The following is a 23,339-nucleotide window of genomic DNA, read 5'->3' as shown; positions in this document are numbered from 1 at the left end:
GCCTCGCAGCCGCTCAGGCGGCCAGCGCGGCCGGCAGCTCGGCGCCGGTGTAGCTGCGCACCAGGCGCAGCAGTTCGTCTTCCGAGTAGGGCTTGCCGAGATAGTGGTTCACGCCCAGCGCGCGCGCATGGTCGTGGTGCTTCTCGGCGATGCGCGAGGTGATCATGATGATCGGCAGGTCGGCCAGCGACTCGTCGGCGCGGATGTTGCGCGCGAGGTCGAAGCCGTCCATGCGCGGCATCTCGATGTCCGACAGCACGACCGCGGGACGCTCCTGCTGCAGCCGCTCGAGCGCCTGCAGGCCGTCGGCCGCGAGCGCGACACGGTAGCCCTCGCGCTGCAGCAGGCGCTGCGTGACGCGACGCACCGTGATCGAGTCGTCCACGACCAGGATCAGCGGCACCTGCGCCACCACCGGCGGCAGCGGCATCGCCGGCACTTCGGCATTGCCCTGCACGGCGGCGCTCGGCTGGCGCCGCGCGGCCGCCTGGTAGGCGCGGGCCCGGTCGCCATGCACCGAGGCCAGCGCCACCGGGTTGTAGATCAGCGCCACCGCACCCGAGGCCAGCACCGAGATGGCGGCCATGCCGGGCAGCCGCGACAGCTGCGGGCCGAGGTTCTTGACCACGACTTCCTGGTTGCCGAGCACTTCGTCGACGTGCAGCGCCACGCGCTGGGCCGCGCTTCGCACGATCACGAGCGTGTTGGCCTTGGCCGGCGGGCGGTCGCTGCGGGCCGACGACTGCAGCAGCGCGCCGGACCAGTAGAACGGCACCTGCTCGCCGCCGAAGGGGTAGCGCTCCTGCTCGTAGGCGTTCTCCAGGTCGTGGGCGTTGGCGCGCAGCACCAGTTCGACCAGGTTGGAGGGCACGCCGATCGTGGTGTTGCCGGCGCGCAGCATGACCACGTGCGTCACCGCGGTGGTCAGCGGCAGCACCAGCTTGAAGACGGTGCCCTGGCCGGCCTGGCTGTGGGTCTCGATGCGTCCGCCGAGTGCAGCGACTTCGGCTCGCACCACGTCCATGCCGATGCCGCGACCGGCCAGTTCGGAGACCTGTTCCGCGGTCGAGAAACCGGGCTGGAAGATCAGTTCGGCGGCCTCGGCGTGGCTCAGCGTCACGCCTTCTGGAAGCAATCCGAGCGTGCGGGCGCGTGCCGCGATGCGCGCGTGATCGAGGCCGGCGCCGTCGTCACGGAAGCTCACCGAGACGTCGTTGCCTTCGTGGTGCAGCTCGATCAGGATCAGGCCGCTGGCGTCCTTGCCGGCCTTCTCGCGCACCGCCGCATCCTCGATGCCGTGCGCCACGCAGTTGCGCAGCAGGTGCTCGAAGGCCGGCGTCATGCGGTCCAGCACGCCGCGGTCCATCTCGATCGAGCCGCCGGTGATGTCGAGCCGGACCTGCTTGCCGGTCTCCTTCGAAGCCTGGCGCACGACGCGGTAGAGCCGGTCCGAGATGCCCTCGAACTCCACCATGCGCGTGCGCAGCAGGCCGCGCTGCAGCTCGCGGGTCTGGCGGGCCTGGGCGCTCAGGTCGTCTTCCGTGGCCTGCACGGTCTTCTGCAGGGTGCGCTGCACGGTGGCGACGTCGTTGACCGACTCGGCCATCATGCGCGTGAGCTCCTGCACCCGCGTGAAGCGGTCGAATTCGAGCGGGTCGAAGCCCTGCTGCGAATCCTTGGCCTGGGCCAGGCGCGACTGCATCTGGCTTTCGGCCTGCACTTCGATGTCGCGCAGCTGCTGGCGCAGGCGATCCAGGTTGCCCGTCAGATCGCCGAGCGATGCGCGCAGCTGCCCGAGTTCGACCTCGAGGCGCGAGCGCGTGATGATGACTTCACCGGCCTGCGCGACCAGCCGGTCAAGCAGCTGGGTGCGAATGCGAACCGCCTGCGTCGACACCGCGCGCAGCGGCGCCAGGGTCGACGGCATCGGCAGCGCGATCCTGGCACGCGGCACGGCGTCCGCCGCTTCTGCGGCCACGGGTTCGGCTTCGGCTTCGGACGCGGTTTCGGCAGCGGCCAGCGCCGCGACCAGTTCCTGCTCCTCGGACGCGTCCGTCACCGCGGGCTCGGCCGGTGCGGGGGCAGCAGGTGCCGCCACAGCGCGCTGCGCCAGTTCGGTCTGGATCGCGTCGTCGGCGGCGCGCAGATCGTCGAAGGTGGCCTGCAGCGCGTCGAAACGTGCCAGCAGGCGCTCGACCGCCTGGCGATCGGCGCCGCCCGAGCCGAGCATCTCGATCTCGGACTCCATGCGGTGGGCGCGTTCGCCCAGGCGCATCGCGCCGGCCAGGCGCGCGCTGCCCTTGAGGGTGTGAAGCGTGCGCAGCGTTGCCGAACGAGGCGCCGCATCTTCGGGACGCTCGGCCCAGTCGCGCAGCGCGGTGCCGAGCTCGGGCAGCAGTTCCGCCGCCTCTTCCTCGAAGATCGGGAACAGGTCGACGTCGACGGCGTCGCTGACGTCGACCGCATCCTCGGAATCGTCGAGTGCCACTTCGGCCATGCCGTCGCGCACCAGGTGCGGATAGATGGTGCGGCCTTCGACCGGCTCGGCCGGCAGCAAGGAGGCCGCAACCTCTCGCAGCGCGCGCAGCGTGCCTTCGGCCGGATCCTTGAGGACGCCGGCAGCAAACTGGTGCAGCAGGCGGCGCAGCTCTTCGGCGGCGCCGACCAGCACCGCACCCTGCTGCGGCGTGCCGCGGCCCTGCATCTGCAGGTGCTGAAGTGCGGCCTCGATCAGGCGAGCCATGCCCGACAGGCTCTGGAAGCCCACGGTGGCCGAACTGCCGGCCAGCGAATGCGCGAGGCCGATGGTCGAGTCGGCCACCCTGCGGTGCGATTCGAGCGCCCATTCGCCGACCTCGGTGGCGAGCTGGCGCGACCATTCGTCGGCTTCGTTGAGATAGACGTTGTAGAGCGCGATGCCGATGCGCAGCGGGCCGATGACCTTGACCTGTTCCTCGGCGCTCGGCAGCGACGGCCGCTCGGCTTCGATGTCGAGCGGCGGCAGGTGGGCCGGCGCCTCGTCGGGCACGGCGGCGGCCGCCATGGCCGGTTCGACCTCGATCTCGGCTTCGATCTCGGCCTCGGCCTCGGTCGGGATGTCGGCTTCGGCGGCTTGTGCGGCCTCGGTCACCGGCGCGAGCGCCAGCGGTTCGACCACGGCGTCGACCTCGTCGACGGCAGGTGCTTCGGCATCCTCGGCAGCCTGCGCTGCCGTTGCCTCGACGGGCACATCTGCTTCTGCTTCTGCTTCTGCCTGCGGCTCGGTCGGCAGCGGCTGCGCCGCCTCGGGCTCGCTCTCGGACTCGAGGTTCAGCGCGAACGAGAGCTCGGCCTCATCCGGCTCGGCTGGAGCCGACACCGGCTGATCGGGCTGCGCGCTGCGCGTGGCTGGCGCAGGCACGGGCTCGAGCGAGGTATGCATCGTCTCGAGGAAGTCCACGTCCTCGAGTTCGCCGAGCGTTTCGGGCTCGGGCTCCGGCGTGGCTTCGAAATCGAGAAAGTCGGTGGACGCGAAGTCGCTGTCGGGTACGCGCGGCGCCTCGTCGTGGCCCGGGCGCGCATCCGATTCGTGCAGACCCGACCACACGGTCGAGTCTTCGGCCGGCGCCTCGACGCGTGCGGGTGCGGGTGCGGGCACGGCGGTGTCGAAATCCAGCGAAGGCAGGTCGGCCAGCGCGTCGAGCGGGATGGCGGCGGGCGCCGGTGCCTGCGCCGCCAGCGACTCGGCCGCGATGTGGCGGGCAGCAGCGACCAGCGCGTCGGCATCGGCCACGCGTGGCGCGGCTGCCAGCGGCTCGCCGGTGCGCAGGGCTTCGGCCATGCTGCGGAACGGCGCCGAATGCCAGCCATGCGGTTCGTTGGCGGCGATCGCCTCGACCCACTTGGCAAAGTCCATCAGGGCGCTGCGGGTGCCGGAAACCAGTTCGGGCGTGGCCGGACGCTGATCGGCCAGCCAGGTGTTGAGCACCTGCTCGAAGGACCAGGCGGCTTCGCCGAAGTCCATCAGGCCGACCATGCGCGAGCTGCCCTTGAGCGTGTGGAAGGCGCGGCGCAGCACGGTCAGCTCGCCGTCGTCGTCCGGACGCGTCGCCAGCGCCGACACCGCGGCCAGGCCGTTGTGCAGCACTTCGCGGGCTTCGTCCAGGAAGATGTTCTGGAGGTCGTCCTCCTCGAGCTCGGTGACCTCGGTGTCGGGCAGCAGCCCTTCGAGCGGCGCCGGGCCGGTGATCTTGGCGGTCCAGCTCGCGGTGGCACGGCTGAATTCCTCGATCGGCGAAGGCGCCGGCCTGCTGCGGCCGGGGGAAGCCAGCGCTGCGAGCTTGGCGGCGATCTGGGCGTCGACTTCCTCGACGCTGAGCACGGTCGCGGGCGCGGGCGCGGGCACCGGGCCGGCAGGCACGGGCGCGGCCACTGCGGGCTCGACGGCGGTGGCCGACGCTTCGGGCGCGCCGGGTTCGGCGCCCTGGCGTCCCATCAAGGGCTTGAGCTCGCCCTGCTCGGCGTCGAACACGAACAGCCGCTTGGCCAGCGCCGGCTGGTAGCTGAGCATGTCGATCAGGAAGCCCAGTGCGCCGAGGTTGTTGCCCAGCGAATCGAAGGTCTTGCCCTCGTCGGCCGGCGCGGCGTCGGCCAGCAGCTGGTCGACGTTGTCGCGCATGCGCTGCACGGTCTGTGCGGCCTGGTCCAGGCCCAGCACGGAGAACACGCCGCGCATCTGCAGCAGCTGGCTCGGCACGGTGCGCAGCAGGCCCTTTTCGGCCGGCCGGCGGAAGAACTGGTCGAGCGACTTCTCGAGCTCGCTGAGGTGGCTGCGCAGTTCGCTGACCACGGTGCCCATGGTCTGGCGGTCGCTCACGCGGCGGTAGAGCTCCTCCATCCAGGGCTCGAGCGGCTCCGAATGGCCGCCGTCGCGGGCGCGCTCGATGCGGCCGGCCAGCTGGACGGTGCGCGCCGTGAGTTGGCGATCGTGCGGATCGAGATCCTCGAAGGCGGCCTCCAGGTACAGCACCGAGGTCGCGACTTCCATCGCGAGCTCGGTCGCCGGCGGCTGGCCCGAGCGCATCGAGGCGTCGACCGCGTTGTTGAGCGCCTGCACCATCGGTGCGCTGGGCGGGTGCAGCTTCTGCAGCGACTCGCCGAGCTGCACGAAGGTGTCGACCACCTGGCGCGTGCGCGTGGTGTCGCCGCCCGAGAGCGCCGACCACATTTCCTTGGCGGCCTCGATGCGCTTGCGCGCCTGGGCCAGCACCAGCGGATCGAAACGGCCGAACTGCTCGATCGTGTAGTCGACCGTCTGCTCGTTGGCGACGCCCCATGCGACGCGCACGGCGCGCAGGGTCGCGGCTTCGTCGCGCGTGCCGGGCATGGCCTGGGCGCAGAAGAACAGCAGGTCCTGGCCGAGGCGGTCGGAAACCGTGTTGTCGCCGCGCGCAAGCGTCGCGTATTGCAGCAGCACGCGCGACGCGGCGCGCTTGACGTGCGAATCGGTGGGGATCAGGGCCAGCGCCAGCGCCTCGAAGAAGCCGGCAGCCAGGGTCCAGAAGCTCGCCACGCGCGGAATCGAGGCCCCGCGGCCCAAGCCCAGGCACAGGGCCTGCAGCCGGCGCGCCGCATGGTCATCGCCGGTCTTGACGACACGCAGCACCTCGCGGTCGAGCTTGGAGCGCACCGCGGGGTCATAGACCAGCGCGGTCTGCGTCGGCGAAGGCTTGATCTCGACCCAGCGCCAGGCCATGTTCCAGAGGTCGGCCGGATGCACGCGTTCGTTGCCGACCAGCTCGAGCACCTCGCGGTATTGCGGGAACAGCGCGACCGACGAGACGGTCTTGCCCGCCACCAGTGCATTGAGGAAGTCGGCCACCGCGAAGCCGGCGCGGTCGATCTTCTGCACCGCGGATTCGTTGCAGCGCAGCGGCTCGGTGACGAAGCTCTGGACCGCGAATTCCATCGCGCCCAGCACCATCGCGGGCGTCGTGTGGCCCACCATCTGGAGCGCCCCGACGGCCTGGTGCAGCTGCTGGCGCGTGAGCCGCAGCGGCGCCGTGTCGATCTCCGAGCCGGGCGCGGCCGCGGCCGCTTCGCGCGCGAAGCGGCGCAGCGTCTTGCTCACCCCGTCGAGCGATTTCTGGATTTCTCCCAATACCCAGGCCAGCGGCCCGAGATCCTCAGTGGCCGGCGCATTGCCGGCTGTATGGGCGGTGGCGGGGCTTTGGATCGACACGTTGTGGCGCTCGGCGTTCAGGCAATCTTGAATCGGGACACGGACTGGCGCAACTCTTCGGCCATGTGCGAGAGCTCGCGAACCTGCTGGGCGGTGGTCCGCGTGCCTTCACCGGTCTGTTCGGTCACGGCGAAGATGTGCTGGATGTTGGCCGCCACCACGTTGGCCGAATCGGCTTCGCGCGAGGCGGATTGCGAAATCTGCTCGATCAGCTCGGCCAGTCGGCGCGACACGCGGTCGATCTCGGACAGCGCGGTACCCGCGTTGTCGGACAGCTTGGCCCCCTCGACCACACCCTGCGTGGAACGCTCCATGGCGCCCACCGCATCCTGCGTGTCGGTCTGAATGGCCTTCACGAGTGCAGAGATCTGGCGCGTAGCGTCTGCGGAGCGTTCGGCCAGCCGCTGCACTTCTTCCGCCACCACCGAGAAGCCGCGACCGGCTTCACCGGCCGATGCGGCCTGAATGGCGGCATTCAGCGCCAGCACGTTGGTCTGTTCCGTAATGTCCGAGATCAGTTCGGTGATTTCGCCGATCTCCTGCGAGGACTCGCCCAGGCGCTTGATGCGCTTGGACGTTTCCTGGATCTGGTCGCGGATCGAGTTCATGCCGCCGATGGCGTTCTGCACCGCCTGCAGGCCCGACGAAGCGGCCTGCAGCGATTGCCGGGCCACCGTGGCCGATTCCTGCGCCTGCGAGGACACGCCGTTGATTCGCTCGGCCATGGTCAGCACCGACTGGCCGGTCTCGCGAATCTCGCGCAGCTGTTCGGTGGAGGCAGCGAGCAGTTCGGTCGAGGTGCTTTCCACCTGCGAGGTGGTCTGCGCCACCCGCGTGGCCGTGTTCTGCACGTTGCCGACCAGGAGGCGAAGTTCTTCCACCGTGTAGTTCACCGAGTCGGCGATCGCGCCCGTGATGTCCTCCGTCACCGTGGCTTCCTGCGTCAGGTCGCCTTCGGCCACCGTCTGCAGTTCGTTCATGAGGCGAAGAATGGCGGCCTGGTTGGCGGCATTGACGCGGCTGGCGTCCTCGCTCGCACGTTCGGCTTCGAGGCGTTCGAGTTCGGCCGCTGCGGCGCGCTCGCGGCCTTCGCGAACCTGCACGTAGCCGATGGCACCCGCCAGGGCAAGGGCGGCCAGCGAGAGCACCAGCAGCATCACGATCGTGCCGGCGCCGAGGCCGGTGCGGGCCGAGAGCTTTTCCTGCAGGTCGCCCAGCGAGGTACGCAGCGGTTCGCTGTCGGCCAGGATCGCGGCCTGCGCTTCGCGCGCCGCCACCAGGCCCTGCAGGTTGCCGAGGATGGCGCCGGCCTGGGTGCGGGTCGCTTCGTAGGTCTTGAGGATGGCTTCGAGCTGCTGGCGGGTCTGCGCGTCGCGGGTGCCCGGCAGGCGCTGCTGGGCGCTGCCGTCGAGCAGGCCGCGCGTGATTTCCTGGAAGCTGTTCAGGTCCTTGCCGAGCAGGAAGACGGCGTCGGGGCTCACGCCGTCGACCGTCAGGAATTCGTTGGCGGACTTGCCGATGCGCTGCGTCAGCATCACGAGCTGGCCGGCGGCCGAGATCTCGGGGATGGTCGCGTTCTGCTGCATCTTGAGCGAAGCCACGGTCTCGGTCATCTCGAGCAGGTCGGAGGACTGGCGATTGATGTCGCGCAGCGCGGTGCCGACCTGGGTCAGGATCTTCTGCTGGGCCAGCACGGCCTTGGCGCTGCGGTCGGCGCGCTCGACCAGGCCGCTGATCTTCGTGAGTTCGCCGTCGTACTGGCTGCCCACGCGATCGAGCTTGAGCGAATCGTCGCCGCTGGCCAGGCCCTGCACGCGGCGGGTCAGATCCTCGGCGCTCTCGCGCACTTCGGTGAACGCCGGCACGTTGCCGACCAGCGCCTGCGAGACCGACTTGGCGAGCCGCTGCGATTGCATCAGCGCCTGGCCGGTGGCCGCCACCTGCTGGGCCAGCCGTTCGGCGCGAAGGATCGCGGAGCCCGCAACCAGCAGCAGCAGCAGCACGACGGCAGCCAGGGCCAGCGCGAGGATCCGTTGCTGGCGAGCCGGATTGGCCCGCAGGCGCCTGCCCGGGGCGGCGAGCACTGCTTCGCCGGGCTCCGGGACGACCGGCTCGGCAGCCACGGCTTCGACCGGCGCCTGGATCTCGCCGCTCTGCAGGGCAAGCGTCTCGGGCAGCGGTGCGGCAGCGGCGGGCTCGGCCTCGTGCACGCTGTCGCGCTGCACGTGATCCGCGCGCGAGTGCTCGGGTTGCACGGTCTCGATGTGATCCATCGACAACGCGCCCGCGCTGTCGGCACCCACCGAAACGCGGTCGCCGCCCTGCGGCAGGAATTTCTTGAACTTGTCGGCGATCGAGCTCACGGTCGGTCCTTCAGGTTGTAAACGTTGCTCGGCAGGCCGTTCAGGCGCCGATGCTCAGGAACTGGGGTTGCTGCGAAAGGGCCTGCAGGTTGATTTCCTGCCAGCGCCCTCCGGCGGCGTCTTGGTACGAATGGCCGAGCCATGGCGGCGCGTCCTGTTGCGGGGCTTCCGAAGCGACGAAGGCATCGACGCCGCGCAGGCCGACCAGGCGGTCGATCAGCAGCGCGCAATTGACTTCGAGCAGCTCGTTGAGCGCCACCAGCCGCGACTGCGCGCGACTGGCTTCGTTCGCCACGGGAGCGCTCGCCGCGCCGCCCGCGAAGGTCGACAGCTGCACCACGCCGTAGAGGCCGCCGCGCAGGTTGGCGACACCCAGGAACCACGGCTCCGTGTAGGGCACGGATTGCGGCGCCACCCACGGGAAGATCTCGCCCGCGTGGCCCAGCGGGAACAGGTAGTTCGCCTCGCCGGCCTCGACGGCCAGCCAGGAAGCGGACACGTCCGAGGTGCGGGCGGCCTGCAGGCGGCCCGCCAGCCGGGACTGGAATGCGCGTAGGGCGTCGCGGTTGGCCATGAGACGTGCGGTCCTGCGATCAGGCCAGGGCGCTGATCTTGGCCATCAGCTCGGTGGCATTCACCGGCTTGACGATGTAGTCGCGCGCGCCCTGGCGCATGCCCCAGACGCGGTCGGTTTCCTGGTTCTTGCTCGTGCACAGGATGATGGGCACGCCCGCGTACTGCGGGTTGCGGGCAATCGCCCGCGTGAGCTGGAAGCCGTTCTGGCCCGGCATCACGACGTCCATCAGGATCAGGTCGGGTTGTTCTTCCTCGAGGCGGCGCATGGCGTCGTCCGCGTTCTCGGCGGTCTTGACCGAGAAGCCGTTTTTCTGGAGCAGGTCGGTCAGAAACACGAGCTCCGTCTTGGAGTCGTCGACCACGAGCACTTTGCGAATCGCCATTACTGGGCTTCCTGAACGAGACCGAACTGCTGCACGGCGTGCAGCAACTGGTCCTTGGTGAAAGGTTTGGTGAGGTAGTCCTGCGAGCCGACCATGCGGCCGCGCGCCTTGTCGAAGACGCCGTCCTTGGACGACAGCATCACGACCGGGACATTGGAGAAGGTTGCGTTGCGCTTGATGATGGCGCAGGTCTGATAGCCGTCGAGGCGCGGCATCAGGATGTCGCAGAAGATCAGATGGGGTTTGTGGTCGTTGACCTTGGACAGCGCGTCGAAGCCGTCTTCGGCGAGCAGCACCTCATGGCCGCCCTGCTTGAGGAAGATCTCGGCACTGCGCCGAATGGTGTTGCTGTCGTCGATGACGAGCACCTTGTAGCCGGATCCATTCGCGCTCATTTCGCACCGCTCCTTGTGACACCTTGTCGACCGCTGTGCCCCACGAAGGGCACAGGAAGCGCGGCCCTATGCCATGCTTCAGATCTCAACCATTTCGAAGTCTTCCTTGCGTGCCCCGCATTCCGGGCAGGTCCAGTTCATCGGGACATCGGCCCAAGCCGTTCCGGCCGCAATACCATCTTCCGGCACGCCCACCGACTCGTCGTAGATCCACCCACAAATCAGGCACATCCAGGTTTTCGTATTCATCGCAGCTTAAGGTCCCTGTTCATCAAATGCAACGATCGTATCCAAACGTATCAACGAATCTCGTGACAAGCGTCTCAGATATGCCACCATCCGTGGAGCCCTGATTCGAGTATGAAAACTTATCTACTACCACCAGAGCACGACCGCAAAACCAGCGATCTTACCGACCCCTCGGACGACTCCGAAGTGGCTGACGAGGGTGACGATGCGAATCCGCCCTGCGTGCTGGTCTTCAACGCCAGCGACCCGAGCGGCGCCGGCGGCCTGGCCGGCGATTCGCTGGCCATGTCGTCGGTCGGCGTCCATGTGCTGCCGGTGGTGACCGGCGCCTACGCGCGCGACACGGCCGAGGTCTTCGATCATTTCTCGTTCGACGAGGAAGCCGTGGCCGAACAGGCGCGGGCCATCCTCGAGGACGTCGAGGTGCAACTGATCAAGGTCGGTTTCGTCGGCTCGCCCGAAAACCTCAGCACGGTGGCGGAGACGGCGACCGACTATCCCGACGTGCCTGTCGTGGCCTACATGCCCAACCTCTCGTGGTGGGAGGACGCGCAGATCGAGGCCTACCTCGACGCCTTCCGCGACCTGGTGCTGCCGCAGACCACGGTGCTGGTCGGCAACCACAGCACGCTGTGGCGCTGGCTGCTGCCCGACTGGAACGGCGAGCGCCCGCCGACCGCCCGCGACATCGCCAAGGCAGCCAGCGAATTCGGCGTGCCCTACACGCTGGTGACCGGCCTGGTGCTGCCGGACCAGTTCATCGACAACGTGCTGGCCTCGCCGCAGTCGATCCTCGCGAGCGAGAAGTTCGAACGCCTCGACGCCGTCTTCGCAGGCGCCGGCGACACGCTGTCGGCAGCGCTCGCGGCGCTGCTCGCGAGCGGTACCGACCTCGTGGCCGCGACCAGCGAGGCGCTCAGCTACATGGACCGCTGCCTGGACTCGGGCTTTCGCCCCGGCATGGGCCATGTCCTGCCCGACCGCCTGTTCTGGGCCCAGCCCGAGGACGATGAGGACGACGACGAGGGCGAGCCGACGCCGAGCGATTTCGCCCTGCCGCCGCACGACACGCGGCACTGAAGCGCTCGACCCCGGCCTTGCCCGCTTCGCCGCACGGCGTGCAGCCCGGAAGACGCAGGCCGCCGAAGCGTCACGCGCATCACGGATACTTTGGGGATGGCACATCCTGATCCCAACGACATCCTCTTCGAGCGCGCCCGCGCCGTCATTCCCGGGGGCGTCAATTCGCCCGTGCGCGCCTTCAAGGCAGTCGGCGGCACGCCGCGCTTCATCAAGCGCGCCCAAGGTGCCTATTTCTGGGACGCCGCCGACAGGCGCTACATCGACTACATCGGCTCCTGGGGCCCGATGATCCTCGGCCACGGCCATCCCGCGGTGGTCGAGGCCGTGCAGCGCGCGGTGCTCGAAGGCTTCTCGTTCGGCGCGCCGACCGAGCGCGAGATCGAACTCGCCGAAGCCATCCTCGCCCTGCTGCCCTCGATGGAGATGGTGCGCCTCGTGAGCTCGGGCACCGAAGCCGCGATGAGCGCGCTGCGGCTCGCGCGCGGCGCCACCGGCCGCAAGACCATCATCAAGTTCGAAGGCTGCTACCACGGCCACGCCGATGCGCTGCTGGTGAAGGCCGGTTCGGGCCTCGCGACCTTCGGCAACCCGACCTCGGCCGGCGTGCCGCCCGAGGTGGTGCAGCACACGCTGGTCCTCGAGTACAACAACCTGGCCCAGTTGGAGGAGGCCTTCGCGTTGCACGGCAACGACATCGCCTGCCTGATGATCGAGGCGATCGCCGGCAACATGAACTTCGTGCGTGCAAGCGCAGCCTTCGCAAAGCGCTGCCGCGAGCTGTGCACCCGGCACGGCGCGTTGCTGGTGTTCGACGAGGTGATGACCGGCTTCCGCGTCGGCCTGCACGGCGCCCAGGGCGTGCTCGGCGTCACACCCGACCTGACGGTGCTCGGCAAGGTGATCGGCGGCGGCATGCCGCTCGCGGCCTTCGGCGGCCCGCGCGCGATCATGGAACAGCTCGCGCCGATGGGGCCGGTCTACCAGGCCGGCACGCTGTCGGGCAACCCCGTCGCGACCGCCTGCGGCCTCGCCACGCTCAAGGAAATCTCGCGGCCCGGCTTCTTCGACGCGCTGTCGGCCAGGACCGGTTCGCTGGTGCAGGGCCTGAAGGACGCCGCCGCGGCCGAGGGCGTGCCCTTCAGCGCCGACAGCGAGGGCGGCATGTTCGGCTTCTTCCTGCTCGATGCGCTGCCGCAGAACTATCCGAGCGTGATGAAGAGCGACGGCGCCAGGTTCAACGCCCTGTTCCACGGCCTGCTGGACCGCGGCGTGTACATCGCGCCTGCCCTCTACGAGGCCGGTTTCGTGAGCGCGGCTCACGGCGAGGACGACATCGCGGCCACGGTCGCCGCGGCGCGCGAGATCTTCAGGTCGCTCTAGCCGTGGCGGCCCGGCGTTCGATGGCATGCATGTCGGCGCTGCTGCTGGCGGCGCCGGCGTTCGCGCAGGTTCCGATCGAGCAGGTCTGGATCAACCCGGGCTTCTACTCGCTGCATTTCGACCGCAACAAGGGCCTGGAAGACGCCAACTACGGCATCGGTATCGAATGGCCGATCGACCGCACCTTCTCGGTCACGGCCGGCGCCTTTCGCAACAGCGACCGCGAACGCTCGCACTACCTGGGCCTCTACGTGATGCCCTTCGAGTTCCACGGCGTGAAGTTCGGCGCCGTGGTCGGCGGATTCGACGGCTATCCCAACACGAACAACGGCGGCTGGTTCGCGGCGCTGATCCCCACCGCGGCCATCGAGGGCAGGCACTGGGGACTCAACATCGCGATCGTGCCGAGCATCAGGAACCGCCTCTACGGAGCGATCAGCTTCCAGCTCAAGTACCGGTTCTCCGACGGCAACTAGGAGCTGCCAGCGCCATTTCCGGGGTCGCCGGAAATGGCGTCCACAGGCCCTGGCTCAGTGCCTGAAGTGCCTCACGCCCGAGAGCACCATCACCACGCCGCGCTCGTCGGCGGCGTCGATCACTTCCTGGTCGCGCATCGAGCCGCCGGGCTGGATCACGCAGCTCGCACCCGCGTCCACCACCACGTCGAGACCATCGCGGAACGGGAAGAAGGCGTCGCTCGCGACCGCGGTACCGGCCAGCGAGAGGCCCGCATGCTCGGCCTTGATGCTGGCGATGCGCGCGGAATCGAGGCGGCTCATCTGGCCGGCGCCGACGCCCATGGTCATGCCGTCGGCGCAGAACACGATCGCGTTGCTCTTCACGTACTTGGCGACCTTCCAGGCGAACAGCAGGTCCTGCAGCTGCTCAGGCGTCGGCTGCTTCTTGCTGACCACCTTGAGGTCCGCGAGCGCGAGTTCGTGGTTGTCGGCGGTCTGGATCAGCAGGCCCGAGCCGACGCGCTTGACGTCGGTGGCGTTGCGGCCGTTTTCCCAGTCGGTGGCACCGCCCTTGGGCAGCGCGATCTCGAGCACGCGCACGTTGAGCTTGGCCTTGGTGGCCTGGAACACCTCGAGCGCCTCGGGCGTGTAGCCGGGCGCCATCAGCACCTCGACGAACTGCTTGGCGATCTCCTGCGCCGTAGCGCCGTCGACCGGGCGATTGAAGGCGATGATGCCGCCAAAGGCCGAGGTCGGATCGGTCTTGAAGGCCTTGGCATAGGCCTCTGCCGCATCCTTGGCCGTCGCGACGCCGCAGGGGTTGGCATGCTTCACGATCACGCAGGCCGGGACGTCGAAGCTCTTCACGCATTCCCACGCGGCATCGGCATCGGCGATGTTGTTGTAGCTGAGCTCCTTGCCCTGCAGCTGGCGCGCCGAGACCAGCGATCCGGGCGCCGGGTAGAGGTCGCGGTAGAAGGCAGCCTGCTGGTGTGGATTCTCGCCGTAGCGCAGATCCTGGATCTTCACGAAGCGGCCGTTGCTCTGCGCCGGGAACAGCGTGCGCGTGGGCGTGGGCTGGCCGGTGCTGGCGTCGAAGTCGATCGCCGAGAGGTAGTCGCTGATCGCGCCGTCGTACTGGCTGATGCGATTGAACGCCGCCACCGAGAAGGCGAAGCGGGTCTTGTCGCTGAGCTTGCCGTGGGCCTGCAGCTCGGCCAGCGCCTGCGGGTATTGCGAGGCATCTGTCAGCACGCCGACGTCCTTCCAGTTCTTGGCCGCGCTGCGCACCATCGCGGGGCCGCCGATGTCGATGTTCTCGATCGCGTCCTCGAGCGTGCAGCCGGCCCTGGCGACGGTGGCCTCGAAGGGATAGAGGTTGACTACGAGCAGGTCGATGGTCGCGATGTCGTGTTCATCGAGCGCCGCCATGTGCGCAGGCAAGTCGCGGCGCGCGAGCAGGCCGCCGTGCACCTTGGGATGCAGCGTCTTGACGCGGCCGTCGAGCATTTCGGGAAAGCCCGTGTGGTCGGCCACCTCGGTCACGGGCAGGCCGGCGTCGGCCAGCAGCCTGGCGGTGCCGCCGGTGGACAGCAGCTTGATGCCCAGCGCATGCAGCGCCTGGGCGAATTCGAGGATGCCGGTCTTGTCGGAAACGGAAATCAGTGCGTTCGTCATCAGGGGTTACTTCAACAGTTTGTGTTCGACCAGCTTCTTGCGCAGCGTGTTGCGGTTCAGGCCCAGCCATTGGGCGGCCTTCGATTGATTGCCCTCGGCGCGCGTCATCACGACGTCGAGCAGCGGCTTCTCGACCACGCGCACCAGCATCTCGTACATGCCATCGGGCTCGATCCCGTGCAGGTCGCGGAAATAGCTGTCCAGGCTGCTGCGTACGCAGTCTTCGATGTGTTTCTTGCTCATGGCCTTCTCTTCTTCTCCTCTTGCTCTGCTTTCGCTCGGCTCGCTCTCTCTCTCTCTGCTTTCAGCTCGTTTCCCGGCGTCGATCAGGCCGCGAGGTCGGCCGACGGTTCGTCCTCGACCTCGCTCGCCGGCTCCGCGGCAATGACCGGAATGCGGTCCATCTGGGCGCCCAGCGCATCGAAGAACGCGGCCACGGCGTGCCATTGCGCCTCGCAGTCCTCGATGCGGTTCATCTCGGCGCGGAAGGCCTCGCCGCCCGGCAGCGTGCGCACGTACCACCCGATGTGCTTGCGCGCGGTGCGCACGCCGCTGTAGTCGCCGTAGAGCCCGTAGTGCTGCTGCAGGTGGTCGAGCAGCAGGCGCCGCACCTCCGCCACGAGCGGCGGCGCCAGGTGCGTGCCGGTGGCGAGGAAGTGCGCGATTTCGCGGAAGATCCACGGCCGCCCCTGCGCCGCGCGGCCGACCATGACGGCATCGGCGCCGGTGGCGGCGAACACGTCGCGCGCCTTCTCTGGCGAATTCACGTCGCCGTTGGCAACCACCGGAATGCGCACCGCGGCCTTGACCGCGGCGATGGTGTCGTATTCGGCGAAGCCCTTGTAGCCCTGCTCGCGCGTGCGCCCGTGCACCGTGAGCATCTGCACGCCCGCGGCCTCGAAGCGGCGCGCCAGCGCCACCGCGTTGCGATGCTCGTCGCTCCAGCCGGTGCGCATCTTGAGCGTGACCGGCACCCGGTGCGGCAGCGCCGCGCGCACCACGGCCTCGACGATCTCGAGCGCCAGCGGCTCGTCGCGCATGAGCGCGGAGCCGGCCCACTTGTTGCAGACCTTCTTGGCCGGGCAGCCCATGTTGATGTCGATGATCTGAGCGCCGCGATCGATGTTGTAGGCCGCAGCCTCGGCCATCATGTCGGCGTCGGTGCCGGCGATCTGCACCGAAACGGGGCCCGGCTCACCTTCGTGATTGGCGCGGCGCGAAGTCTTGAGCGTGCCCCACAGTTCCTTGCGCGAGGTGACCATCTCGCTCACCGCGTAGCCGGCGCCGAGTTCGCGGCACAGCATGCGGAAAGGCCGGTCCGTGACGCCCGCCATGGGCGCGACGAACAGGCTGTTCTCCAGCGCGATGTGGCCGATCTGCAGGGTCATGAAGGAAATCTGGCGCGCGCCGGGGTGCTGAAAAATGAGGCACGATTGTAGCGGCGCGCCGAGCCCGCGGCTGCAACGATTTGCACTGATTGCGCACGCAGGTGACAGGCGGCCGATGGCGCGGTCCGAGGGTTCCTGCCTACGCCGGAGCCCGGCGGCTCCTTTCTATACTCGCCGCACACATGCAAGCCTGGCTCGACTCACTTCTTGCGCTCCTCGCGCTTCCGCAGTACGGGCTCAGCACGGTGTTCATCGCCGCCTTCGTGTCGGCGACGCTGCTGCCGGTGGGCTCGGAGCCGGTGCTGTTCGGATTGCTCAAGCTCAATCCCGACATGTTCTGGCCGGCCATCGGGGTGGCGACGCTCGGCAACACCCTGGGCGGCATGGTCGACTGGTGGATGGGCTACGGCGCCCACAAGGTGGCCGACAAGTACTCGCACTCGAAGCATCACCTGCGCGTGCTGGGCTGGCTCGAACGGCTCGGGCCCAAGGCCTGCCTGCTGTCCTGGCTGCCGATCGTCGGCGATCCGCTGTGTGCGGTCGCGGGCTGGCTCAAGCTGTCGTTCTGGCCCTGCGTCTTCTACATGGCGATCGGCAAGTTCGCGCGCTATGTGACGATGACGGTGGCGCTGCTCTACATCTGGCCCAACAGCTGAGCCGCCGCCGAGTGGCGCCTTACTTCAGGAGCGCGTAGGGACCGCCGCGCTCGAGCGCGCGGCCGTACGCGGGCCTGGCATGGATCCGGTCGAGCCAGGCCATCAGGCGTGGCCGCGATTCGTCGAGGCCGCCACGGGCGCGCGCCGCCTCGACCGGAAAGCTCATCTGGATGTCGGCACCCGTGAAGTGGTCGCCCGCAAACCATGGGCCCTTGCCGAGCTCGCCCTCCATGAAGTCAAGGTGCGTGCGGATGCTCGGCAGGATGAAGGCCTTGCGGGCGCCGCTGGCGATCGAGCGCGCGATCGGCCTGGCGAAGAAGGGCATGCGTGCCTGCTCGATGCGGCCGAACATCAGCTGGAGCAGCAGCGGCGGCATGGCCGAGCCTTCGGCGTAGTGCAGCCAGTAGCGATAGCGCAGCGCCTCGGCGCCGCCGGGCGGCGGTGCCAGCCGGCCCTGGCCGTAGCGCTCGATCACGGTTTCGATGATGGCACCCGACTCGGCCAGCACGAGGCCGTCCTCTGTCACGACCACGGGCGACTTGCCGAGCGGATGCACGGCCTTCAGGGCCGGCGGCGCGAGCATGGTCTTCGGATCGCGCTCGTAGCGCACGACCTCGTAGGGCAGGCCCAGCTCCTCGAGCAGCCACAGAACACGCTGCGAGCGCGAGTTGTTCAGATGGTGGACGGTGAGCATTGCGGGCCAGGCGTCAGGAGCTGAAAAGGAAGTTCATAACGTCGCCATCCTTGACGACGTAGTCCTTGCCTTCGGCGCGCATCTTGCCCGCGTCCTTGGCGCCCTGCTCGCCCTTGTAGGCGATGAAGTCGTTGTAGGCGATGGTCTGGGCCCGGATGTAGCCCTTCTCGAAATCGGTGTGGATCACGCCGGCCGCCTGCGGGCCGGTGTCGCCGATGTGGATGGTCCAGGCGCGCACTTCCTTCACGCCGGCGGTGAAGTAGGTCTGCAGGCCCAGCAGCGTGTAGGCGGCACGGATCAGGCGGTTCAGGCCCGGCTCCTCCTGGCCGATCTCGGCCAGGAACATCTTGCGGTCCTCGTCGTCCATGTCGGCCAGCTCGGCCTCGATCTTGGCGCAGATCGCGACCACGGGCGCGTTCTGCGCGGCGGCGTATTCGCGCAGGCGGTCGAGGAAGGGGTTGTTCTCGAAGCCGTCCTCGGACACGTTGCCGACGAACATCGCCGGCTTGGCCGTGATCAGCGAGAACTGCTTGACCAGCGGCTTGTCTTCCTTGCTGAACTCGATCGAGCGCACCGGCTTGTTCTCGTTGAGCGCGGCCTGGCATTTCTCGAGCAGCGCCACCAGCTTGATGGCTTCCTTGTCGCCCGAGCGCGCGGTCTTGGTGTGGCGATGAAGCGCCTTCTCGACCGTCGACAGGTCGGCCAGGCAAAGCTCGGTCTGGATCACCTCGATGTCGGAGATCGGGTCGACCTTGCCGGCCACGTGGATCACGTTGTCGTCCTCGAAGCAGCGCACCACGTTGACGATCGCGTCGGTCTCGCGGATGTGGGCCAGGAACTGGTTGCCGAGGCCTTCGCCCTGGCTGGCACCGGCCACCAGGCCCGCGATGTCGACGAACTCGACGATCGCCGGCACCACGCGCTCGGGCTTCACGATCGCGCTCAGCGCGTCGAGCCGCGGATCGGGCACCTCGACCACGCCCACGTTGGGCTCGATGGTGCAGAAGGGATAGTTCTCGGCCGCGATGCCTGCCTTGGTCAAGGCATTGAAGAGAGTGGACTTGCCGACGTTGGGCAGGCCGACGATGCCGCACTGGAGGCTCATGGCGGGGTGCTTTCAGGAATGCTGGGGGGAACCGCGCATTTTAGGCTGCTTCAATCGAAGCGCAGGTTGCCGCCGACCGGCTGGCCGACGCGCAGCGCGTGCTCGATGCCCTGCAGCACGATGGTGTTCACGCCGAAGGTGATGGCGCCGTCGACGCGCGGATCGGCACGGTAGCTGCGCAGGGTGTCGCCGACCTCGGGGCTGCTGATGGCGGTCTGCGGGTCGATGTCGGGAATCGGGCAACGGGCGCAGGGCTTCACCGGACGCACCAGCACCTCGCCCTCGGCGGTCGTGATGTGCAGGGTCTCGACCCGGTCCTCGTCGTGGGCCTCGATGCCGGCCAGCACCACGTTGGGCCGGAAGCGCTCGATGCCGACCGCCGCGTGGCCGCCTGCCGCCAGCCGCTCGTTGAGCTCGGCGAGCGAGGCCTCGCTCGCCACCAGCAGCGGAAAGCCGTCGGCGAACTGGTTCGGGGCCTCGACGCCCTCGGTCCATTTCAGGCTCGACAGCCGCTGCTGCTCGGGATCGAAGCGCGCCAGGCGCAGCTTGCGCGGGCGCTCCGGCTCGGAGAGGAAGTCGCTGAACCACTGGGCCGCGATGTCGCCCATGTCGTAGGCGGCGACCTCGTCGTTCCAGACCTTGACGCGGGTCGCCTGCTCGACCCGGTCGAAGGCGATGTGCAGCGCGAGCATGCCGGGCGCGCGCAGCACCATCTCGGAGTGCCTGAGCTGTGGCCGGATCAGCGCCATGCGCGGGAGCTCGCGCTGGGTGACGAATTCGCCGTGCTCGTCGACCACCATCCAGGCGCGATCGAACTCGAGGCCGGTCTCGACCAGCAATGCCTCGTCGAGCTCGACGCCCGCGCAGGACTTGACCGGATAGACGAAGAGGCGGGCGATGGTGGCTCGGACATCGAATTCGGGGGCTTCGTTCACGCGCGGATCCTTTCTGTAGCCCCGGATTGTGAGGCCGCCTGCCGTCGGACGCCCGGCCTCCTACAATCCGGCGATGGCCCTTCCCCCCGAAGTTTGCATTCGCGGCGCCGGCATCGTCGGCCGCACGCTGGCCCTCCTGCTGGCACGCGAAAGGGTGCGCGTGGCCCTGGTGGCGCCCGCTGCGCCGCCGGCCGGCGCAGACGTCCGCGCCTATGCCCTCAACTCGGCCTCCAAGGCCCTGCTCGAATCCCTGCGCGCCTGGCCGGATGCCGCGCACGCCACGCCGGTGCGCGAGATGCTCGTGCACGGCGACGAGGGCGGCCGCGTCCAGTTCGCCGCCGGGCGCCAGAAGGTCGACGCGCTGGCCTGGATCGTCGATGTGCCGGCGCTCGAGCGCCAGCTGGGCGACGCGGTGCGTTTCCAGCCGCGCGTCGAGGTGGTGGCCGAAGCCGTTGCCGCGCCGCTCACCGTGGTCTGCGAAGGCCGCATCAGCGCCACGCGCGAAGCCCTCGGCGTCGGCTACGAGGTCACGCGCTATCCGCAGCACGCGATCGCGGCCCGGCTCGAGGCCGCGCAGGCGCACGACGGCGTCGCCCGGCAGTGGTTCAACGACAAGGGCGAGGTGCTCGCGCTGCTGCCGCTGGGCGACACCGAGCGCTCGCTGGCGCTGGTGTGGTCGGTCGACCAGTTCCGCGCGCCGGCGCTGCAGGCGCTGCCCGCCGAAGCCTTCTGCGAGGCGCTGCGCGCGGCCAGCCACGATGCACTCGGCGCCTTCACCCTGACGAGCGAGCGCGCGGCCTGGCCGCTGCAGCGCGCCATCGCCGACCGCTGGACCGGCGCCTTCGCCGACGGCGGCGCCTGGGCGCTGGCGGGCGACGCCGCCCACACCGTGCATCCGCTGGCCGGCCAGGGCCTCAACCTCGGCCTGGCCGACGTCGCCGCACTGGCCGAGGTCATCCGCACCCGTGACTACTGGCGCAGCGTGGGCGATGCTCGCCTGCTGCGCCGCTACGAACGTGCCCGCCGCACCGACGTGCTGTCGATGAGCCTGGCCACCGACGGCCTGCAGCAGCTCTTCGCCCACAGCGCCGACCCGCTTCCCGCCTTGCGCAACTGGGGCATGCGCGGCTTCGACCGCACGCGACTCGTCAAGAACTGGATCGCGCGCCAGGCCATGGGCCTGCAATGAACGCCCGGAACACCTTCTCCATCATGAAACTGCAGCAACTCCGCCCCCTTCTCCTCGCCGCGCTCGCGGCCACTGCGCTGGGCTCGGCGCTCGCCGTCCACGCAGGCGAAGCCGAGATCCGCAAGAACCTCGGGCGCATCCCGCAGTTCGCCAAGATCGACGAAGTCACGAAGGCGCCGCTGCCGGGCCTCTACGAAGTGCGCGTCAACGGCTTCGACATCTTCTATACCGACGAGCAGGGCAACTACCTGCTGCAGGGCAGTCTGTTCGACCTCAAGGAGCGCCGCAACCTCACCGAGGAACGGGTCGCCAAGCTCAGCGAGGTGGCCTTCGACAAGCTGCCGACCAAGGACGCGATCAAGATGGTGCGCGGCAACGGCAAGCGCCGGCTCGCGGTGTTCGCCGATCCCAACTGCGGCTACTGCAAGCAGTTCGAGCGCGACCTGATGAAGATCGACAACGTCACGATCCAGCTCTTCCTCTATCCGGTGCTGGGTCCCGATTCGGTCACCAAGTCGCGCAACATCTGGTGCGCCAAGGACAAGGCCAAGGTCTGGGACGACTGGATGCAGCGCGGCGTGATGCCGGCCAACGCCGAATGCGACACCGCAGCCCTCACGCGCAACCGCGAGTTCGGCCAGAAGTACAACATCACGGGCACGCCGACCCTGATCTTCGCCGACGGCACGCGCACGCCGGGCGCCATTCCGGCCGCGCAGGTCGAGAAGCAACTCTCCGCCGTCAACTGATGGCCACGCCGGCCGTCCACTGCCGCGTCGAGTGCGCGGACCGCAACGCGCACCTGTTCGCCGTCACGCTGACCATCGCCGAACCGGCCGCGCTGCAGCGCGTGGCGCTGCCGGCATGGATTCCGGGCAGCTACCTGCTGCGCGAGTTCTCGAAGAACCTGCAGCAGTTGCGCGCGCTGCAAGGCCGGCGCCGGCTCGCGCTGCGGCAGCTCGACAAGTGCAGCTGGGAGATCTCCTGCACGCCGGACAAGCCGCTGGTACTGCGCTACGAAGTCTGCGCCTACGACAACTCGGTGCGCACCGCCTGGCTCGATGCCGGACGCGGCTTCTTCAACGGCACCAGCCTGTGCCTGCAGGTCGAGGGCCACACCGATGCGGCCCATGCGCTCGAGGTGGTCGCCCCGCCGGTGCCGGCCGCCGGCTCGGGCGCGCGATGGTCCTGCGCCACTGCGCTGCGGCCGCTCAAGATCGACCGCCACGGCTTCGGCAGCTACCTGGCCGCCGACTACGACGAGCTGGCCGACAGCCCGGTCGAGCTGGGCCCGTTCTGGAGTGCCGAATTCGAGGCCTGCGGCGTGCCGCACCGCTTCGTGGTCGCGGGCGCCACGGCTGCCTTCGACGGCGAGCGGCTGATCGCCGACACGCGGGCGATCTGCGAGACCCAGATGCGCTTCTGGCACGGCGACAAGGTCGGCAAGCGCGGCGGACCGAAGCCGCCGCACGATCGCTACGTCTTCATGCTGAATGCGGTCGACGATGGCTACGGCGGTCTCGAGCATCGCCACTCCACGGCGCTGATCTGCACCCGGCGCGACCTTCCACAGCTGAACGCACGCAAGCATCCCGAAGGCTACACCACGCTGCTGGGCCTCATCAGCCACGAATACTTCCACACCTGGAACGTGAAGCGCCTGCGGCCTTCGGAGTTCGAGCGCTACGACTACGGCCGCGAGAACTACACCGAGATGCTGTGGCTGTTCGAAGGCTTCACGAGCTACTACGACGACCTGCTGCTGCGCCGCGCCGGCCGCATCGACGACGCCGGCTACCTTCGACTGGTCAACAAGACCGTCAACCAGGTCATGCAGACGCCGGGCCGGCTGGTGCAGTCGGTCGCGGAGGCCAGCTTCGACGCCTGGGTCAAGTACTACCGGCAGGACGAACAGACGCCCAACGCCACCGTGAGCTACTACACCAAGGGCGCGCTGGTCGCGATGTGCTTCGACCTCACGCTGCGCGCCGAAGGCAGGGGCTCGCTCGACGAGGTGATGCGCCTCCTCTGGCAGCAGACCGGCGGTGGCCCGATCACCGAAGCCGACTTCGCGGCCGCGCTCGAAGCGGTCGGTGGCCGCTCCTATGCGCGCGAGCTCGCAAGCTGGGTTCATTCGACGGAAGAACTTCCGCTGTCCGGGCTGCTGCGTGCGCACGGCGTCGCGGCGCTCGACGATCCGGCCCAGCGGGCCCAGGAACTCGGCCTGCGGGTGACCGAGACCGGGGGCAGCGTGCAGGTCAAGGTGGTGCTGCGCGGCGGCGCGGCCGAGCAGGCCGGCTTCGCGGCCAACGACGAATGGATCGGCATCGAACTGCCTGCGGCCAAGGGCAGGACCGCCCAGGGCTGGCGGCTCACGCGGCTCGACGACCTGGCGCTCTACCTCGGTCCGCTGCGGCGCGCCACTGCGCTGGTGGCGCGCGACCGGCGCCTGCTGCGCCTGCCGCTCGTGCTGCCCGCCGGGGTCACGACCTGGCGCCTGTTCGCGCAGGATGCGGCGAAGATGGCGGCCTGGCTGCAGCCGCAGTAGTCGCGGTAGCCGCAGCAGCCGCTGCGGCGCCCCCACGGAT

At 68.9% G+C, this 23,339-nt stretch carries 19 protein-coding genes; 7 read left to right on the top strand and 12 right to left on the bottom strand.

All coding sequences use genetic code 11. The features are described 5' to 3' along the window. Positions 1-13 precede the first annotated feature (13 nt). The 6 genes from QTH87_RS07890 to QTH87_RS07865 form a co-directional block, all read right to left on the bottom strand. Entirely contained in the window at positions 14-6,220 is a 6,207-nt protein-coding gene (locus tag QTH87_RS07890; protein WP_286608324.1) for a hybrid sensor histidine kinase/response regulator, read from the bottom strand. A gap of 17 nt (positions 6,221-6,237) precedes the next feature. Continuing rightward, a complete protein-coding gene (locus QTH87_RS07885; protein WP_286608322.1) occupies positions 6,238-8,583 on the bottom strand; it encodes a methyl-accepting chemotaxis protein in 2,346 nt (781 codons plus the stop codon). Between the two features lie 40 nt (positions 8,584-8,623). Next, a complete protein-coding gene (locus QTH87_RS07880) occupies positions 8,624-9,157 on the bottom strand; it encodes a chemotaxis protein CheW (protein WP_286608321.1) in 534 nt (177 codons plus the stop codon). A 19-nt stretch (positions 9,158-9,176) separates the two neighbouring features. Further along, entirely contained in the window at positions 9,177-9,542 is a 366-nt protein-coding gene (locus QTH87_RS07875) for a response regulator (RefSeq protein WP_286608319.1), read from the bottom strand. Beyond that, a complete protein-coding gene (locus tag QTH87_RS07870) occupies positions 9,542-9,937 on the bottom strand; it encodes a response regulator (protein ID WP_286370044.1) in 396 nt (131 codons plus the stop codon). The genes QTH87_RS07875 and QTH87_RS07870 overlap by 1 nt, the downstream gene beginning before the upstream one ends. A 78-nt stretch (positions 9,938-10,015) precedes the next feature. Then, positions 10,016-10,186, bottom strand: a complete 171-nt coding sequence (locus tag QTH87_RS07865) for a rubredoxin (protein WP_081781356.1) — start codon at positions 10,184-10,186, stop codon at positions 10,016-10,018. Between the two features lie 111 nt (positions 10,187-10,297). Between QTH87_RS07865 and thiD the strand changes: the two genes are divergently transcribed. The 3 genes from thiD (at position 10,298) to QTH87_RS07850 (ending at position 13,125) form a co-directional block, all read left to right on the top strand. Then, positions 10,298-11,266 (top strand): bifunctional hydroxymethylpyrimidine kinase/phosphomethylpyrimidine kinase, encoded by a 969-nt coding sequence (gene thiD / locus QTH87_RS07860; protein WP_286608318.1) that lies wholly within the window; start codon positions 10,298-10,300, stop codon positions 11,264-11,266. 96 nt (positions 11,267-11,362) lie between these two features. Then, complete coding sequence (hemL, locus tag QTH87_RS07855; protein WP_286608317.1) at positions 11,363-12,649, top strand: glutamate-1-semialdehyde 2,1-aminomutase; 1,287 nt, start codon at positions 11,363-11,365, stop codon at positions 12,647-12,649. Positions 12,650-12,678: 29 nt separating this feature from the next. Next, on the top strand, positions 12,679-13,125 hold the full coding sequence (locus QTH87_RS07850; protein ID WP_286608316.1) for a hypothetical protein: 447 nt from the start codon (positions 12,679-12,681) through the stop codon (positions 13,123-13,125). 54 nt (positions 13,126-13,179) lie between these two features. On the opposite strand, the gene purH is transcribed toward QTH87_RS07850, so the two are convergent. From purH to dusB, 3 genes are all read right to left on the bottom strand, one after another. Beyond that, positions 13,180-14,787 carry a bifunctional phosphoribosylaminoimidazolecarboxamide formyltransferase/IMP cyclohydrolase gene (gene purH / locus QTH87_RS07845; protein ID WP_286609048.1) on the bottom strand — a complete coding sequence of 536 codons (1,608 nt, stop codon included), beginning with the start codon at positions 14,785-14,787 and terminating at the stop codon, positions 13,180-13,182. A gap of 3 nt (positions 14,788-14,790) precedes the next feature. Beyond that, a complete protein-coding gene (locus QTH87_RS07840) occupies positions 14,791-15,027 on the bottom strand; it encodes a Fis family transcriptional regulator (protein WP_286608314.1) in 237 nt (78 codons plus the stop codon). 83 nt (positions 15,028-15,110) lie between these two features. Then, positions 15,111-16,172 (bottom strand): tRNA dihydrouridine synthase DusB, encoded by a 1,062-nt coding sequence (gene dusB / locus QTH87_RS07835; protein WP_286608313.1) that lies wholly within the window; start codon positions 16,170-16,172, stop codon positions 15,111-15,113. A 182-nt stretch (positions 16,173-16,354) separates the two neighbouring features. Between dusB and QTH87_RS07830 the strand changes: the two genes are divergently transcribed. Further along, a complete protein-coding gene (locus QTH87_RS07830; RefSeq protein WP_286608312.1) occupies positions 16,355-16,828 on the top strand; it encodes a YqaA family protein in 474 nt (157 codons plus the stop codon). 19 nt (positions 16,829-16,847) lie between these two features. Here QTH87_RS07830 and QTH87_RS07825 read toward each other — a convergent pair whose 3' ends face one another. The 3 genes from QTH87_RS07825 to QTH87_RS07815 are packed head-to-tail and all read right to left on the bottom strand — an operon-like array spanning position 16,848 to position 19,562. Further along, positions 16,848-17,522 carry a glutathione S-transferase gene (locus tag QTH87_RS07825; RefSeq protein ID WP_286608311.1) on the bottom strand — a complete coding sequence of 225 codons (675 nt, stop codon included), beginning with the start codon at positions 17,520-17,522 and terminating at the stop codon, positions 16,848-16,850. A 13-nt stretch (positions 17,523-17,535) separates the two neighbouring features. Further along, positions 17,536-18,627 carry a redox-regulated ATPase YchF gene (gene ychF, locus QTH87_RS07820; protein ID WP_286608309.1) on the bottom strand — a complete coding sequence of 364 codons (1,092 nt, stop codon included), beginning with the start codon at positions 18,625-18,627 and terminating at the stop codon, positions 17,536-17,538. A gap of 50 nt (positions 18,628-18,677) precedes the next feature. Further along, positions 18,678-19,562, bottom strand: coding sequence for an MOSC domain-containing protein (locus QTH87_RS07815; RefSeq protein WP_286608307.1), 885 nt, complete (start codon positions 19,560-19,562; stop codon positions 18,678-18,680). A gap of 73 nt (positions 19,563-19,635) precedes the next feature. On the opposite strand from QTH87_RS07815, the gene QTH87_RS07810 reads away from it, so the two are divergent. From QTH87_RS07810 to QTH87_RS07800, 3 genes are read left to right on the top strand one after another with little or no spacing between them, the layout of a single operon-like run. After that, the gene (locus tag QTH87_RS07810; RefSeq protein WP_286608305.1) at positions 19,636-20,751 is read left to right on the top strand and encodes an FAD-dependent monooxygenase; all 1,116 of its coding nucleotides are present in this window, start codon (positions 19,636-19,638) and stop codon (positions 20,749-20,751) included. Between the two features lie 23 nt (positions 20,752-20,774). Further along, entirely contained in the window at positions 20,775-21,500 is a 726-nt protein-coding gene (locus QTH87_RS07805) for a DsbC family protein (protein ID WP_286608303.1), read from the top strand. Then, positions 21,500-23,299 carry a M61 family metallopeptidase gene (locus tag QTH87_RS07800; RefSeq protein ID WP_286608301.1) on the top strand — a complete coding sequence of 600 codons (1,800 nt, stop codon included), beginning with the start codon at positions 21,500-21,502 and terminating at the stop codon, positions 23,297-23,299. The genes QTH87_RS07805 and QTH87_RS07800 overlap by 1 nt, the downstream gene beginning before the upstream one ends. The last annotated feature ends 40 nt before the right edge of the window (positions 23,300-23,339 follow it).

The sequence above is a fragment of the Variovorax jilinensis genome, from assembly GCF_030316885.1.
In the GTDB taxonomy this organism is placed as follows: domain Bacteria; phylum Pseudomonadota; class Gammaproteobacteria; order Burkholderiales; family Burkholderiaceae_C; genus Variovorax; species Variovorax jilinensis.
Note: the sequence above shows the minus strand (reverse complement) of the source record. Positions and strands in the feature narration are given on the sequence as shown.

Bases quoted from the DNA above. Each gene is read 5' to 3' on its own strand.
- QTH87_RS07880 (WP_286608321.1), bottom strand. From the start codon at position 9,157: ATGGCCAACCGCGACGCCCTACGCGCATTCCAGTCCCGGCTGGCGGGC.
- QTH87_RS07875 (WP_286608319.1), bottom strand. From the start codon at position 9,542: ATGGCGATTCGCAAAGTGCTCGTGGTCGACGACTCCAAGACGGAGCTC.
- QTH87_RS07870 (WP_286370044.1), bottom strand. From the start codon at position 9,937: ATGAGCGCGAATGGATCCGGCTACAAGGTGCTCGTCATCGACGACAGC.
- QTH87_RS07865 (WP_081781356.1), bottom strand. From the start codon at position 10,186: ATGAATACGAAAACCTGGATGTGCCTGATTTGTGGGTGGATCTACGAC.
- thiD (WP_286608318.1), top strand. From the start codon at position 10,298: ATGAAAACTTATCTACTACCACCAGAGCACGACCGCAAAACCAGCGAT.
- hemL (WP_286608317.1), top strand. From the start codon at position 11,363: ATGGCACATCCTGATCCCAACGACATCCTCTTCGAGCGCGCCCGCGCC.
- QTH87_RS07850 (WP_286608316.1), top strand. From the start codon at position 12,679: ATGTCGGCGCTGCTGCTGGCGGCGCCGGCGTTCGCGCAGGTTCCGATC.
- QTH87_RS07840 (WP_286608314.1), bottom strand. From the start codon at position 15,027: ATGAGCAAGAAACACATCGAAGACTGCGTACGCAGCAGCCTGGACAGC.
- dusB (WP_286608313.1), bottom strand. From the start codon at position 16,172: ATGACCCTGCAGATCGGCCACATCGCGCTGGAGAACAGCCTGTTCGTC.
- QTH87_RS07830 (WP_286608312.1), top strand. From the start codon at position 16,355: ATGCAAGCCTGGCTCGACTCACTTCTTGCGCTCCTCGCGCTTCCGCAG.
- QTH87_RS07825 (WP_286608311.1), bottom strand. From the start codon at position 17,522: ATGCTCACCGTCCACCATCTGAACAACTCGCGCTCGCAGCGTGTTCTG.
- ychF (WP_286608309.1), bottom strand. From the start codon at position 18,627: ATGAGCCTCCAGTGCGGCATCGTCGGCCTGCCCAACGTCGGCAAGTCC.
- QTH87_RS07810 (WP_286608305.1), top strand. From the start codon at position 19,636: ATGGCCCTTCCCCCCGAAGTTTGCATTCGCGGCGCCGGCATCGTCGGC.
- QTH87_RS07805 (WP_286608303.1), top strand. From the start codon at position 20,775: ATGAAACTGCAGCAACTCCGCCCCCTTCTCCTCGCCGCGCTCGCGGCC.
- QTH87_RS07800 (WP_286608301.1), top strand. From the start codon at position 21,500: ATGGCCACGCCGGCCGTCCACTGCCGCGTCGAGTGCGCGGACCGCAAC.